Annotated in this window: 15 protein-coding genes; 11 read left to right on the top strand and 4 right to left on the bottom strand. The window is 62.0% G+C overall.

Going from position 1 to position 14,304, the window contains the following annotated elements:
- Window positions 1-9: 9 nt before the first annotated feature.
- Window positions 10-1,425: an FAD-binding oxidoreductase gene (locus tag H7H48_RS04520; RefSeq protein ID WP_229447595.1), complete on the top strand. Its 1,416-nt coding sequence runs from the start codon at window positions 10-12 to the stop codon at window positions 1,423-1,425.
- A gap of 272 nt (window positions 1,426-1,697) precedes the next feature.
- Window positions 1,698-2,261, top strand: coding sequence for a DUF6101 family protein (locus H7H48_RS04515; protein ID WP_025029476.1), 564 nt, complete (start codon window positions 1,698-1,700; stop codon window positions 2,259-2,261).
- Between the two features lie 9 nt (window positions 2,262-2,270).
- Here the strand turns inward: H7H48_RS04515 and ubiA are convergent, their stop codons facing one another.
- A complete protein-coding gene (gene ubiA / locus H7H48_RS04510; RefSeq protein WP_065816094.1) occupies window positions 2,271-3,254 on the bottom strand; it encodes a 4-hydroxybenzoate octaprenyltransferase in 984 nt (327 codons plus the stop codon).
- Window positions 3,255-3,414: 160 nt separating this feature from the next.
- Between ubiA and purD the strand changes: the two genes are divergently transcribed.
- Entirely contained in the window at window positions 3,415-4,689 is a 1,275-nt protein-coding gene (gene purD, locus H7H48_RS04505) for a phosphoribosylamine--glycine ligase (protein WP_229447594.1), read from the top strand.
- 36 nt (window positions 4,690-4,725) lie between these two features.
- On the opposite strand, the gene H7H48_RS04500 is transcribed toward purD, so the two are convergent.
- Window positions 4,726-4,962: a hypothetical protein gene (locus H7H48_RS04500; protein WP_229447593.1), complete on the bottom strand. Its 237-nt coding sequence runs from the start codon at window positions 4,960-4,962 to the stop codon at window positions 4,726-4,728.
- Between the two features lie 215 nt (window positions 4,963-5,177).
- Here H7H48_RS04500 and H7H48_RS04495 point away from each other — a divergent pair, with 215 nt between their 5' ends.
- Window positions 5,178-6,950, top strand: a complete 1,773-nt coding sequence (locus H7H48_RS04495; protein WP_229447592.1) for an acyl-CoA dehydrogenase — start codon at window positions 5,178-5,180, stop codon at window positions 6,948-6,950.
- Window positions 6,951-6,960: 10 nt separating this feature from the next.
- Entirely contained in the window at window positions 6,961-7,707 is a 747-nt protein-coding gene (locus H7H48_RS04490) for a crotonase/enoyl-CoA hydratase family protein (protein ID WP_229447591.1), read from the top strand.
- Between the two features lie 118 nt (window positions 7,708-7,825).
- Here the strand turns inward: H7H48_RS04490 and pdxH are convergent, their stop codons facing one another.
- Entirely contained in the window at window positions 7,826-8,443 is a 618-nt protein-coding gene (gene pdxH, locus H7H48_RS04485) for a pyridoxamine 5'-phosphate oxidase (RefSeq protein WP_229447590.1), read from the bottom strand.
- A 115-nt stretch (window positions 8,444-8,558) separates the two neighbouring features.
- Between pdxH and H7H48_RS04480 the strand changes: the two genes are divergently transcribed.
- From H7H48_RS04480 to H7H48_RS04465, 4 genes are all read left to right on the top strand, one after another.
- Window positions 8,559-8,936, top strand: a complete 378-nt coding sequence (locus H7H48_RS04480) for an RT0821/Lpp0805 family surface protein (protein WP_229447589.1) — start codon at window positions 8,559-8,561, stop codon at window positions 8,934-8,936.
- A gap of 119 nt (window positions 8,937-9,055) precedes the next feature.
- Complete coding sequence (locus tag H7H48_RS04475) at window positions 9,056-10,009, top strand: DnaJ C-terminal domain-containing protein (RefSeq protein ID WP_229447588.1); 954 nt, start codon at window positions 9,056-9,058, stop codon at window positions 10,007-10,009.
- A 154-nt stretch (window positions 10,010-10,163) separates the two neighbouring features.
- Window positions 10,164-10,982 carry an enoyl-ACP reductase FabI gene (fabI, locus tag H7H48_RS04470; RefSeq protein WP_229447587.1) on the top strand — a complete coding sequence of 273 codons (819 nt, stop codon included), beginning with the start codon at window positions 10,164-10,166 and terminating at the stop codon, window positions 10,980-10,982.
- A gap of 15 nt (window positions 10,983-10,997) precedes the next feature.
- On the top strand, window positions 10,998-11,588 hold the full coding sequence (locus tag H7H48_RS04465) for a histidine phosphatase family protein (RefSeq protein ID WP_229447586.1): 591 nt from the start codon (window positions 10,998-11,000) through the stop codon (window positions 11,586-11,588).
- 3 nt (window positions 11,589-11,591) lie between these two features.
- On the opposite strand, the gene H7H48_RS04460 is transcribed toward H7H48_RS04465, so the two are convergent.
- Complete coding sequence (locus H7H48_RS04460) at window positions 11,592-11,840, bottom strand: DUF1344 domain-containing protein (RefSeq protein WP_229447585.1); 249 nt, start codon at window positions 11,838-11,840, stop codon at window positions 11,592-11,594.
- Between the two features lie 200 nt (window positions 11,841-12,040).
- On the opposite strand from H7H48_RS04460, the gene aroC reads away from it, so the two are divergent.
- Together aroC and ribB are read left to right on the top strand one after the other, a co-directional pair.
- On the top strand, window positions 12,041-13,141 hold the full coding sequence (gene aroC, locus H7H48_RS04455; protein WP_229447584.1) for a chorismate synthase: 1,101 nt from the start codon (window positions 12,041-12,043) through the stop codon (window positions 13,139-13,141).
- 12 nt (window positions 13,142-13,153) lie between these two features.
- Window positions 13,154-14,254, top strand: coding sequence for a 3,4-dihydroxy-2-butanone-4-phosphate synthase (ribB, locus tag H7H48_RS04450; RefSeq protein ID WP_229447583.1), 1,101 nt, complete (start codon window positions 13,154-13,156; stop codon window positions 14,252-14,254).
- Window positions 14,255-14,304: the final 50 nt, after the last annotated feature.

Genomic DNA, 14,304 nt, shown 5'->3' with positions numbered 1-14,304 from the left:
CGCAACTTCATGACCATCGACCCCGCTCTTCTCGCCCGTTTTGCCAAAATCGTCGGCGAGCGCCACGCCCTGACCGCTGCGGAGGAGATCGCGCCTTACGAGGAAGAGCCACGCGGGCTGTTTAGCGGAAAGACGCCGCTGGTGCTGCGCCCAGGCTCGGTGGACGAGGTGAGCGCAATCCTGAAGCTTGCCAGCGAAACCGGCACGGCGATTGTGCCGCAGGGCGGCAATACGGGCCTTGTGGGCGGACAGATGCCGGACGGCGAGGGCAACGAGATCGTGCTTTCGCTTTCGCGCCTCAACAGGATCCGCGAAATCGATCTGCAGTCCAACACGGCGACGGTGGAGGCCGGCGTGGTGCTGCAGGTGCTCCAGGACGCGGCGGCCGAGAAGGACCGCCTTTTTCCCCTATCGCTCGGTTCGCAGGGCTCCTGCCAGATCGGTGGCAATCTTTCGTCCAATGCCGGTGGCGTGGGTGCGCTGGCCTATGGCACGGCGCGCGACCTTTGCCTCGGTGTCGAGGTGGTGCTGCCCACGGGCGAGGTTTTTGACGATCTGCGCAAGCTCAAGAAGGACAACACCGGCTACGATCTCAAAGATCTGTTTGTGGGCGGCGAGGGCACGCTGGGCGTGATCACGGCGGCTGTGGTGAAGCTCTTTCCCATGCCCAAGGGGCGGGAACTGGCCTGGGCGGCTCTGCCGACGCCTGCCGATGCGCTGCGCTTTTTCGAGCTGGCCAATGACCGCGCCGGCAATGGCCTGACGGCCTTCGAGCTCATCGAGCGCACGCCGCTTGCCTTCACGCTGGCGCATGTGCCTGGTTCTGTCGATCCGCTGACCGAGGCGCATCCCTGGTATGTGATGATTGAGATCTCCTCCGGGCGTTCCGGTGATGATGCCAAGGAGCTGATGGAGGAAGTGCTGACGGTCGCCTTCGAGGAAGGGCTGGTGGTGGACGCCGCGATTGCCCAGAACGAGGGGCAGGCCAATGCCTTCCGCCATCTGCGCGAATCCATGTCGGAGGCGCAGAAGCCGGAAGGCGGCTCGATCAAGCACGACATTTCCGTGCCGGTGGCGGCGATCCCCGAATTCATCGAGCGTGCGGGCGAAGAGGCGCAGAAGGTCGCGCCGGGCTGCCGCGTGGTCTGCTTCGGCCATATGGGCGACGGCAATCTGCACTACAACATCTCGCAGCCAAAGGATGGCGACCGCGACGCCTATCTGGCCCTCTACCGGAAGATGAACGATGCCATCCACGCCATCGTGCGCGATCTGGGCGGGTCTTTTTCGGCCGAACACGGCATCGGGCGCATGAAGCGCGACGAGCTGATCGCCACGCAACCCGCCATAGCCACGGAGCTGATGCGCCGGGTGAAGGCAGCGTTTGACCCGGCCGGCATCATGAACCCGCGCAAGGTGATCTGAATTCAAAAGCGTTGGGCGGGGCGCGCAATGCGTCTTGCGCTCAGGCATCTTCGTACCGGGGTTGCGCCATTTACCTCCCGGTCACGCCTCTTGCCAGATCGTTACACTTGGTTGGAAATCGCTAACCAACTGTAAGGTCAGCAAAATTTAACCGACTTTCTAAGCCTGACGGTAACGGGCTCGGCGCTAGGGTGCCTTCCATAACGAGGCCGAAAACGGCCCGGTGAGAGAACCGGAAAACCGGCTCTCAGGAGTGACAGGAAGGCAAGAATATGAACAGTGGGCTCAAGCCAGTCTGGGCGGGCCGCGCAATGCGGCTCGACCCCTTTCGCCTGCCACAGGCGGTGAGCTATGCATCGCACGACGATTTCGGCGAAGTGTCCTTTACTGTGGACAATCGCGGCGTGCGTATGAAGCGCGTTCTCAACAAGAGTGGTCTGCCGGTGACGTTCGCCCTGCCGACGCGCGCGTTTCGCGGCGTTGCGGCACGCGCCATCGAGGATGATCTGGGCGATGTGACGGTGACGCTCGAACTGCTTCACACGGATGCGATGCTGTGCGTGCCGCTTCTGGTGGCGGGTGATCTGGATGATGTGGCTGCCGACTGGCGTGCATGGTCGGAGGCGCTGGGGCTTCCCATGCTGATGATCGAGGCTGACGGACTGGCCCGCCCGCTCGAAGAGAGCATTGGAGAGGTGAAGGCAAATCCCCCGAAGCATCGGCGTCAGGGCCATGCTGTTCGGGCGCGCCGCCCGCGTTTCCTCGCGCGTCGCCGATGCGGCAGCCTGGGTGTGCGCATGGTTGTTGGCGGAGCGGAGATCATCGCCCGCGACTGATCGCGCCGGTCAGAACTGTGGACTGATCACGGCCCACAGGCCACCGCCGATCAGACCGAGGAAGATCAGCCAGCCGACCACATTGTTGGATCGGAAGAGGGCCAGACACTGATCCGGGTTGTCGATGTCGATGACCCGGATTTGCCGTGCCATATGAGCGCCTGCAGCGACAAGGCCGGCAAGTGCTGGCATCGGCACTTCGGCAAGCGCGAAGGCGACCGCAAAGAACAGAAGCGCCCCGCCATAAAGCGCAATCAACCATTGACGGGTTTTCTCGCCGAACAGGCGCGCGGTGGAGCGAACGCCGACAATGGCATCGTCTTCCTTGTCCTGATGGGCGTAGATCGTGTCATAGCCGATGACCCACAGAATGGAGCCGAAATAGAGAAGGACCGGAGCGAGCGACAGGCTCTCGAAATCGGCTGCCCAGCCCATCAGCGCACCCCAGGAAAAGGCAAGTCCCAGAAAGAGTTGCGGCCAGTCCGTGAATCTCTTCGCGAAGGGGTAGATCGCCACCACGATGAGCGAGGCGAAGCCAAGCGCGATGGCAAATGCATTGAACTGAACGAGCACCAGGAGCCCGAGCAGCGCCTGCGCCAGAAGGAAGGCCCATGCCTGACCGCGCGAAACCTGACCGGAGGGCAGGGGGCGTGAGCGCGTGCGCTCGACCGCATTGTCGATGCGCTCATCCACCAGATCATTGTAGGTGCAGCCGGCCCCGCGCATGGCAATCGCGCCGACGAGGAAGAGCAGGATGTGCCAGAGCGAGGGAAGCACCTCGGCAAGGGGGGCGCCGGGCTGCGCATAGGCGGAGGCCGCAAGGGCCGTGGACCAGAGGCAGGGCCACAGAAGCAACTGCCAGCCGATGGGGCGATCCCAGCGGGCAAGCTGCGCATAGGGCCACATGCCGCGCGGCATGACGCGATAGACCCAGTGGCCGGATGGGGCATCGGCAACGCGGCCCTGACCTTGGCGGGACTGGATCTTTTCCATTGTGCAAACCGTCCGTTTTTATGTGTCTTCCCTGCAGGGAGTGGCAAGCCCGTCTCTCCGCGTCAAGCGTTTCTGTCGGGGAACGGCTGACAAGCGCCTTGATTTTCGGCGCGAAGGGCCATAGCCCGAGGCAGTGATTGAACAAGCGGGGATGCGCACGATGAATGTTCTCCTGATCGGGTCCGGTGGCCGCGAGCATGCACTGGCCTGGAAGCTGGCTGCATCTCCTGTGCTGACGAAGCTTTATGCAGCGCCCGGTAATCCCGGCATGGCAGGGGACGCTGAATGCTTGGCGCTCGACGTGACCGATCATGCGGCTGTTGTCGCCTACTGCCGGGAAAAGGCGATAGACCTTGTTGTGGTGGGGCCGGAAGCGCCGCTCGTTGCCGGCCTTGCCGATGCGCTGACCGATGCGGGCATCCGTGTTTTTGGCCCGAGTGCGGCGGCAGCCAGGCTTGAAGGGTCGAAGAGCTTCACCAAGGAACTCTGCGACCGCTACGCGATACCCACGGCAGCCTATGGCCGGTTCGACAACGCGCTGGCCGCACGCGACTATGTGCGCGAGCAGGGAGCGCCCATCGTCATCAAGGCGGACGGGCTTGCCGCCGGCAAGGGCGTGACCGTGGCCATGACGGAGGATGAGGCCATCGCGGCCATCGACGACTGCTTTGACGGCAGCTTCGGCGCGGCGGGTGCTTCTGTTGTCGTGGAAGAGTTTCTGGAGGGCGAGGAGGCGAGTTTTTTCTGTCTTTGCGATGGCAAGACGGCGCTACCTTTCGGCACCGCGCAGGACCACAAGCGCGTGGGCGATGGCGATACAGGGCCGAATACCGGCGGCATGGGCGCCTATTCGCCGGCCCCGGTGCTGGACGAGGAAACGCTTGCCCGCACCATGGCCGAGATCATCGAGCCGACTCTAGAGGGCATGGCGGAGATGGGTGCGCCCTTCACCGGCGTTCTCTATGCCGGGCTGATGCTGACGAAGGACGGCCCGAAGCTGATCGAATACAATGTTCGTTTTGGCGACCCGGAATGCCAGGTGCTGATGATGCGGCTCAAGGAAGATCTCCTGCTTCTCATCAATGCGGCGGTGGACGGGCAACTGGCGCATGTCTCTGCGCGCTGGCGCGACGAGGCGGCGCTGACCGTGGTGCTGGCGGCAAAAGGCTATCCGGCAAGCCCTGAAAAAGGCACGGTGATCCGCGGCGTGGAGGCGGCGGGTGCTGATGAAGGTGTCGAGATATTTCACGCCGGCACCGCGATGAACGACGGCGCGCTGGTGGCCAATGGCGGACGGGTGCTGAATGTCACCGCTCTGGGCAAATCGGTGAAAGAGGCGCAGGAGAAGGCCTATCGCGCGGTCGATCTGATCGACTGGCCGGAAGGCTTTTGCCGGCGCGACATCGGCTGGCGCGCGGTGGAACGCGAAGGCTGAAGGGCCTCAGGGCCGGGCGCGTAGCTTTCTGCGGCTCTATTCCTCGAACAGGTGCTCCATCTCGAAGGGATCGGGAGCGGGTTTTTCAGGGACGGTGCCTTCCGCCATCCGCTTTTTGTGGTGGATGAGCGAACACTCGATGGAACAGAGAATGCCGCGATCCGCCCAGTAGGCGGGGCCGTTTTCGATCAGGCCTTCATGATAGGCAAAGCCCGGCGTTCCGAACATTTTTCCGCATTCGATGCAGCGGTTCTTTTCCGGTCTTGCAAGCATTGAGGCCCTTCCTTTGGAGGGGTTCTATCCTTCGGCCGGGAGGGCTGCAAGGTTTTCAATATTGACGTTTACGTAAAAAGAAAATAGCAATCTTGCGCCAAGGTATGATGGCGGGGGTGTGGTCGAGCGGCTAGATTTTGGTCCCGGGCGCACGCTGGACAGTTTGGCGCGCGCCGCACTTCCAGGCGCTGTCGGGACATCAGGAGGATTGCAGCATGTATCGAGCCCCGGTCGACGAAATCGCCTTCACCCTGAAACATGTCACCGGGTTTGGTGCCGATCTGGATGCTGGCCGGTTTGGCGATCTCTCGGAAGATCTTGTCGATGCGATCATTGGCGAGGCCGGGCGCTTTGCTTCTGAGGAGATCGCGCCGCTTGCGAAAGTGGGCGACGAAAGGGGAGCGGTCTTAAGGGACGGCACCGTAACCACACCGCCAGGCTGGGCCGATCTCTACCGCCGCTGGTGCGAGGGCGGATGGAACGGCCTTGCAGCGCCGGAAGAATTTGGCGGGCAGGGCCTGCCAACGCTGCTCTCGGTCGCGGCCATCGAGATGTGGAACTCCGGCTCCATGGCCTTTGCAATCGGTCCGACATTGACGGTTGGCGCCATCGAGGCGCTGGAAAAGCACGCGACGCCGGAACTGCAGAAGACCTATCTTGAAAAGCTCGTCTCGGGCGAATGGATGGGCACAATGAACCTGACGGAGCCGCAGGCCGGGTCCGATCTCAATGCGCTCAAGGCGCGCGCGGCACCGGTGGGCGACGGCACCTATCGCATCTTCGGGCAAAAAATCTTCATCACCTATGGCGAGCACGATTTCACCGACAACATCGTGCATCTGGTGCTGGCAAGGCTGCCGGATGCGCCGGCGGGAACGAAGGGCATTTCGCTGTTTCTCGTGCCAAAGTTTTTCGTCAATGACGACGGATCGTTGGGTGCGCGCAACGATGTCTTCTGCGCTTCCATGGAGCACAAGCTGGGCATTCATGCCTCGCCCACCTGCACGATGATCTATGGCGACGGCAAATTCGGCGAGACGCCGGGCGCTGTCGGCTGGCTGATCGGTGAGGAAAACCGGGGACTCGCCTGCATGTTCACCATGATGAACAACGCCCGTCTGGCCGTTGGTATGCAGGGTGTGGGGATTGCAGAGGCGGCAACGCAGAAGGCGATTGCTTATGCGCAGGAGCGCCGGCAGGGCCGTGCCGCCGGTGCGCCCAAGGATGGCGAAATGAGCCCGATTGTCGAGCACCCCGACATCAAACGCACGCTTTTGACCATGAAGGCCGAGACGCAGATGGCGCGCGCGATCACCTATGCCTGCGCCTATGCGATAGACCGGGCACGGCTTGACGAGGGCGAGGAGGCGACAGCCTGGCAGGCGCGCGCAGATATTCTGACCCCCATGGCGAAGGCCTTTTCCACCGATGTGGGCGTGGAGGTCGCTTCGCTTGGCCTGCAGGTTCACGGCGGCATGGGCTATGTGGAGGAGACGGGGGCTGCTGCACTCTACCGGGATGCGCGGATCGCGCCGATCTATGAGGGCACCAACGGTATTCAGGCGATCGATCTGGTCATGCGCAAGCTGCCGCTTCAGGGTGGTGAGGCGGTGGCGCGTCTTACCGGTGAGTTGCGCGCGGACCAGAAGGCGGTTGCCCAGGCACCCGGTCTGGGGGCGACCGGCGAGAAGCTGGCCGACGCGCTCGATGATCTGGAGGCGGCGACCGGCTTCATGAACGACGCGCTTTCCAATAGTCGTGTGAATGAGGCGCTTGCGGGCGCGACGCCGTATCTGCGTCTGTTTTCGCTTGTCATCGGCGTGGCCTTCAATGCGCGGGCTGTTGCCGGCAACGAAAACCCCGGGCATGCCGCGCTGGTACGCTTCATGGCGGAGAACCTGCTTGGTGAGACGGGCGCACTGAGGCAGCGGGTGACGGAGGGGGCGGCGAGCCTCGATGCGGCGGCCGACGCCCTGCTTTCGGCCTGAGGAGACGATCATGAGCGAGCATGTTCTCATAGAGCGGCGCGGTGCGGTGCAGGTCATCCGTCTCAATCGCCCGGAGAAGAAGAATGCCATCACGCGCGCCATGTATGCGGCAATGGCTGAAGCGCTGAAGGCGGGTGACGCGGATGAGACAGTGCGCTGCCACGTGCTTCTGGGCCAGCCAGGCGCGTTTTCGGCGGGCAACGACCTTGCCGATTTCATGGCTGTGGCCGCCGGCGGCGAAGGCGGCGAGGAGGTTTATAATTTTCTTCTGGCGCTGGCAGGGGCGGGAAAACCGCTGGTCTCGGGTGTGGACGGGATTGCGGTGGGGATCGGCACGACGATCCACATGCATTGCGATCTGACCTTCGCCACGCCGAAAACGGTGTTTTCCACGCCGTTTGTGGATCTGGGCCTCGTGCCGGAGGCGGGGTCGAGCCTGCTTGGACCTGCGATTATGGGCCATCAGCGCGCCTTTGCCATGTTGGCGATGGCCGAAGGACTGCCGGCGGAAGAGGCGCAGGCGGCAGGGCTGATCCACCGCGTGGTGAGTGAGGGCGAGCTGGAGAGTGCGGTCTTCAAGGCGGCGGAAGCACTTGCCGCAAAACCGCCCGAGGCTTTGCGCATCGCCCGGAACCTGTTGCGCGGGCCGCGCGACGATGTCGTCGCGCGCATCAGGGAAGAGGGCGAGCATTTCCGTGCGCGTCTGAAATCGGATGAAGCGCGGGCCGCCTTCATGGCATTCATGAGCCGCAAATAGGGTGGGGCGCGGGGCGTTGGACGCCTCGATCAGTGTTGCAACCCCTGCCTCTCATCCCCCTGCCGGGACCTTCTCCCCGCTCGCGGGGAGAAGGAGGCTGTGATCGAGGGCGGTTGTCTTACGGATAAAGCCGCTCGGTCTGCCAGTCGCCCTTCTTGTTGCGGATAAAGACCACGCGGTCGTGCAGGCGGAAGGGTCGGTCGTGCCAGAACTCGATGGTCTGCGGAACGATGCGGAAGCCCGACCAGTGCGACGGGCGCGGGATCGTGCCGACCGCAAACTTCGCGGTATATTCGGCAACCGCTTTTTCAAGCGCGAACCGGCTTTCAAGCGGTCGCGACTGTTTTGAGGCCCAGGCGCCGATACGGCTGCCGCGCGGGCGCGAGGCATAATATTCGTCGGCCTCTTCGTCGCTCACCACTTCAACCGGCCCGCGAATGCGCACCTGTCGGCGCAAGCTCTTCCAGTGAAAGCACATGGCTGCTTTTTTCGCGCTCAGGATCTCGCCACCCTTGGCGCTCTCGAAATTCGTGTAGAACACAAAGCCGCGCTCATCGAAGCCCTTCAGAAGCACCATGCGCACATTGGGCATTCCATCGGGATCGACGGTGGCGAGAGCCAGCGCATTGGGATCGTTGGGCTCTGATTGGGTGGCGTCGTGAAGCCATTCGGCAAAGAGCCGGAAGGGCTCGTCGCGCTCCGTGAAGTCACCGGATTTTAACGTCTCGTCAATCATACTGGCTGCCTGTTCGCTTATTCTACGGGGAGAATGCCGATTGTCGGGGGCAACGCAAGCGCCAGTTCGGGGTATGGCCTTGGGGCTGCGTCTTTTTGGGCGCCTTTTCCTCCCCATGACCGCAACCCTGCTTGCGGGCTGCAGTGTCTCTGCACTCGATCTCGATCAGTCGGGTATCGACGCTTCTGCGGTAACCGGTTCGGTTACCCCTGCCGCGGAGCCCTCCCACTCCCCGACGCTGCCAGCCGGAACGGCCGCGATGCTTCACGCAATGGTTTCGCAGATGGGAGAGGGGCTGGATGGTGCATTGCCGCTCTCGTGGGCGGATGAGGAAAACGGCGTTCGCGGCGTAATCTCGCATATATATGATGACGGAACGTGCCGGCGCTTCGTGACCACGCGCGAAAGTTTTGACGGGATCAGCCTTTATCGCGGCACGGCTTGCCCAAGCCCGGAATTCGGGTGGCAGATTCAGACTTTCGAGGCGGTTTGACGAACGAAACCGGTCCAAGGTCTGGAATTTCTTCCTAACCGAACGCATATAGTGAACAACATCCCGAATTCACGAGCGTTTTGCCCTATAATGGGGAACGACCAGAAACAGAGTTGCACATGCGCAATCCATATGACGTTTTGGGCGTGGCCAAGAACGCCTCGTCCAAGGATATAAAATCGGCTTACAGGAAGCTGGCAAAGCAATATCACCCGGACCAGAAACCGGATGATCCCAAGGCCAAGGAACGCTTTGCCGAAATCGGCCAGGCCTATGAGATCCTCGGCGACGAGAAGCAGCGCCGTGCTTTCGATCGTGGCGAGATCGATGCCGAGGGCAAGCCCCGCTTTGCTGGTTTTGAAGGTGCCGGAGCAGGCGGTGACCCGTTTGCAGGATTTCGCCGGTCTGCCCGTGGCGGACCGGGAGCGCAGCATTTCGAGTTCAGGAGCGGTGGTCCCGATGGCGCGGGTTTCGGCGGCGCGGACATTTTCAGCCAGATTTTTGGTGATGCCTTTTCGCAGGCAGGAGGCGGACGTGGGCGTCGTGCCGGATCCGGGAATGCCGGCGGCGGCCGCCCCAGTGGCATGGGTGATCTGAACGCCACGCTTGATGTGGACATCGAGGATGTGGCGAAGGCGCAGAAGGTGACGGCAATCTTTCCCGGTGGTCGGCGCATTGCAGTGAAACTGCCCCGTTATGTGGAGGACGGCCAGACAATCCGTCTCAAGGGGCAGGGTGAGGAGACGCCGTTCGGCGAGCGGGGTGACGCGCTGGTCAAACTGCGTTTCAAGGCACACCCGCGCTATCGGGTCGAAGGACGTGATCTCCATGTGGACTTGCCGGTCAGTCTGCGCGATGCGGTTCTAGGGGCCAAGGTCCCGGTCGAAACCCCGACCGGAAAGCTGGCGCTGACGATCCCGGCCTGGACCAGCTCCGGCAAGACGATGCGCCTGAAAGGCCGGGGGCTGCCGCGAAAGACCGAGGGCAATGGCGACCTTTATGCCCACATCCAGATCGTGCTTCCGGAGGGTGGAGACCCTGCTCTGGAGGCTTTGTTCCGCCAATCCGCTTGATGCCGTGGCCCGGCTGTGCGATAGGGCTGCCGGCTTATCGCATTGTGCCGCTGGAGAATCGCCAGCGGCGCAGATGCAGTACACAGGATGAAGAAGCGCCGCGCCTTCAGGTGAAAGCAAGACGCTTCGGCAATTGGATTCGGAGAACCATTCCATGACAAATGGCAATTGCCTGATGGCCGGAAAGCGCGGGCTCATTCTGGGGGTCGCCAACAACCGCTCGATCGCTTGGGGCATTGCGAAAGCATGTGCCAATGCCGGTGCAGAACTGGCCCTGACCTATCAGGGGGACGCGCTGAAGAAGCGGGTGGAGCCACTGGCTACGGAACTCGGCGCGATTGTCGCGGGGCATTGCGATGTTACGGACATGGACAGCGTCGATGCGGTCTTCGCAAAGCTCGAGAAGGAGTGGGGAAAGATCGACTTTCTGGTCCACGCTGTCGCCTTCTCCGACAAGGACGAACTGACCGGCCGTTATGTCGATACGAGCCGTGACAACTTCCTCCGCAGCATGGATATCTCGGTTTACTCACTGACAGCGCTTGCCAAACGCGCCGAGCCGCTGATGAGCGATGGTGGGTCGATCCTCACGCTGACCTATTACGGCGCCGAGAAGGTGATGCCGCATTACAATGTCATGGGCGTCGCAAAGGCGGCGCTCGAGGCGAGTGTGCGTTATCTGGCGGTTGACCTGGGCGGCAGCAACATCCGCGTCAACGCCATTTCGGCGGGGCCCATCAAGACACTGGCCGCCTCCGGCATCGGAGACTTCCGCTACATCCTACGCTGGAACGAGTACAACTCGCCGCTGAAACGTGTGGTCACCACTGACGAAGTGGGCGATTCGGCGCTTTACATGCTTTCCCATCTCTCGCGCGGCGTGACCGGCGAGGTGTTGCATGTCGACTCCGGCTATCATGTTGTCGGCATGAAAGCGGTCGACGCTCCGGACATCTCTGTGGTGACGGAGTAGCTACGAAGGCGCGTCGTGCTTCCATTATTGTATGTCATTCGCCATGGTCAGACCGAATGGAACGCCGAAGAGCGCCTCCAGGGTCAGGCCGATACGGACATCAATGCGGTTGGCCAGGTTCAGGCTGACCGCAATGGTATTCGCCTTGCCGATCTTCTGAACCACGATGCTGACGGCTTCGATTTTGTGGCGAGTCCATTGCGACGCACCCGCGAGACCATGGAGCGCGTGCGTGCAGGGCTCGGCCTGCCGCGGGAAGGCTATCGCACCGATCCACGCCTGATGGAGCTGAATTTCGGAGATTGGCAGGGATTTACCTACGCCGAGCTGGAAGCGGCCAATCCGGGATGCACCAGTGGCCGGTCAGAAGACAAGTGGGGTTTCGTGCCGCCCGGTGATGCTGCTGAAAGCTATGAGACGCTGGCTGAACGGGTGAAGCCTTGGCTGGACGAGGTGAATACCCCTACGGTGTGCGTGACGCATGGCGGGGTTATCCGGTCGCTTCTTTACCTGACGGGACACGCCTCCAGCGATGAGGCGGCGGCGCTTGCCATCCCTCAGGATAGAATTCTCCGATTTGAAAACGGTACGGCGGAGTGGCTTTAGCCCCTAATCCGGCAGGAGCATGTCTGTGATCTGCTTGACGCCATTGTCAACTTCCCGATAGGCCACGATCACGCTCATCCCCGGTTCGATGGCGGAGATGTCCATTTCGGACGGCAGTTTGTAGGTCTGCCCGTTGTCGAGCGTGATGGTCAGATTTTCCGGATCCACATTGGCGACCTTACCCTCGGTGTCCAGGGCGAAGGCGGAGGAAGCGAACATAAGTAAGCCCGTGACGGCGGCGAGAATGCGCATTCCATACCTCTCGGATTTCGACTGGTTATCCAGATCGTGTGGCGCAGATTCGATCCATTTCTTAAACCACCTAAATGTGTCAAAACTTGCGCATGTGGCAATCCGGTTTGACCACATTCGCAAAGGCCAATAGAAGCGGAGCGACCGGCCGGGAAAACTGCATCACGGCCGCGCTGTCTGATCTGTGAAAGCCTGCATTCATGTCTCACAATACCTTCGGTCATCTGTTTCGTGTCACCACCTGGGGCGAGAGCCATGGACCGGCTATCGGCTGTGTGGTCGACGGGTGCCCGCCCGGCATTCGTTTCACGCCTGCAGAGATACAGGCCGAACTGGACAGAAGACGGCCAGGCCAGTCGCGCTTCGTCACACAGCGGCGCGAACCGGACGAAGTGAAGATCCTGTCAGGCGTGCTGCCGGACGAGGATGGCGAAACGCTGATCACTACCGGAACTCCGGTCTCCATGATGATCGAGAATGTGGATCAGCGCTCGAAGGACTATGGCGAGATCGCAAAGCGTTTTCGGCCGGGACATGCCGATTACACCTATGAGACCAAATATGGCCTGCGGGATTATCGCGGCGGCGGGCGCTCTTCTGCACGCGAGACGGCAACGCGGGTTGCTGCCGGCGCGCTTGCCCGCAAGGTGGTGCCGGGCATGACCGTGCGTGCCGCTCTGGTCGCCATGGGCGAGAAGGAAATCGACCGGGCGAACTGGAGCTGGGATTTCATAGGTGACGCGGAAAACCCGTTCTTCACGCCGGATCCGAAATCCGTCCCGGTCTTTACGGAATATCTCGATGGCATTCGCAAGGCAGGCTCCTCAGTGGGGGCGGTCATTGAGGTGGTGGCGGAAGGTGTGCCGGCGGGGCTCGGTGCGCCGGTCTATGCCAAACTTGATCAGGATATCTGCGCGAATCTCATGTCGATCAATGCTGTGAAGGGCGTGGAGATCGGCAATGGTTTTGAGGCGGCCCGCATTACCGGCGAGGAGAACGCTGACGAGATGCGCATGGGCAATGACGGAACCCCGCGTTTCCTGAGCAACAATGCCGGCGGCATTCTGGGCGGCATCTCAACTGGTGAGCCGATTGTCGCGCGCTTTGCGGTGAAGCCGACCTCGTCGATCCTGACGCCGCGCCAGAGCATCGACAAGGATGGCAATGAGGTCGACGTCCTGACCAAGGGCAGGCACGACCCGTGTGTGGGCATTCGCGCCGTGCCGATTGCCGAAGCGATGGTTGCCTGCGCAATCGCCGATCACTATCTGCGCCACCGCGGCCAGACCGGCCGCATCTGACGGAGTTTGCTGATGCCCTATGATCAGAAGAAGGTCGTCGAAGCCCTTCGTGCCTTTGAAAAGGGCGAGATGGTTGTCGTCATGGATGATGACGGTCGTGAGAACGAGGGCGACATCATCGTTGCTGCCGTGCACTGCACGCCCGAAAAGATGGCGTTCATCGTGCGCCACACGTCGGGCATCGTCTGCGCCCCCATGCCCCATGGCGAGGCGAAGCGGTTGAACCTTGCACCCATGGTGGCCGAGAACGATGCGCCGCACGCGACGGCGTTCACTGTCAGCGTCGATTTCAAACATGGCACCACGACCGGCATTTCGGCCGAAGACCGCACACTGACCGTCCGCAATCTGGCAAACCCCAATGTGGGCCCTGCCGATTTCGTGCGCCCCGGACACATCTTCCCGCTGGTCGCACGTGAGGGCGGTGTGCTGATGCGCTCGGGCCATACGGAAGCGGCCGTCGATCTTTGCAAGCTTGCCGGGCTGCCGCCCATCGGGGTCATCTGCGAGCTGGTGAATGATGACGGCACGGTGATGCGTGGACCGCAGGTTTCGGCTTTTGCCGAACAGCACGGGCTGATGCAGGTGTCGGTTGCCGATCTCATCGCCTATCGCCAGAGGCAGGAAACGCTGGTGGAGCGCGTGGCGAGTTTCGACATCGATACACCGAGCGGTCCTGCCAAGGCCCATGCCTACACGCTTCCCTGGGAAGCGATGCAGCATGTGGCGATCGTCTTTGGCGATATCCGGGACGGGGTGGATATTCCTGTCCGGCTCCACACCGAGGACGTGGTAACCGATGTTTTCGGCAAGGAAGAACGGCTGCGCGAAGCGATGAACCGCATGGCGGGACTTGGACGGGGCGTTCTGGTTTATCTGCGTGAAGGCTCCGTGGGTGTCGCCCATGAAAACCGGCGCCGTCCGGCGGGAAGCGACCGCGAGGACCATGACGAGGCCTTACGGCGTGAGAGCGAGTGGCGCGAAATCGGACTTGGCGCACAGATCCTCAAGGATCTGGGTATTTCCTCCATCAAGCTGATGGCCTCGCGTGAGCGCCACTATGTCGGGCTTGAGGGTTTCGGCATAGAGATCGCCTCGACCGATATTGTTTGAACCCTGTGAGCCAGGCCCGACCTCTCCGGCCTGGCTCTAGATGAAGCCTG

Source organism: Nitratireductor sp. B36, from assembly GCF_020833685.1.
In the GTDB taxonomy this organism is placed as follows: domain Bacteria; phylum Pseudomonadota; class Alphaproteobacteria; order Rhizobiales; family Rhizobiaceae; genus Nitratireductor.
Note: the sequence above shows the minus strand (reverse complement) of the source record. Positions and strands in the feature narration are given on the sequence as shown.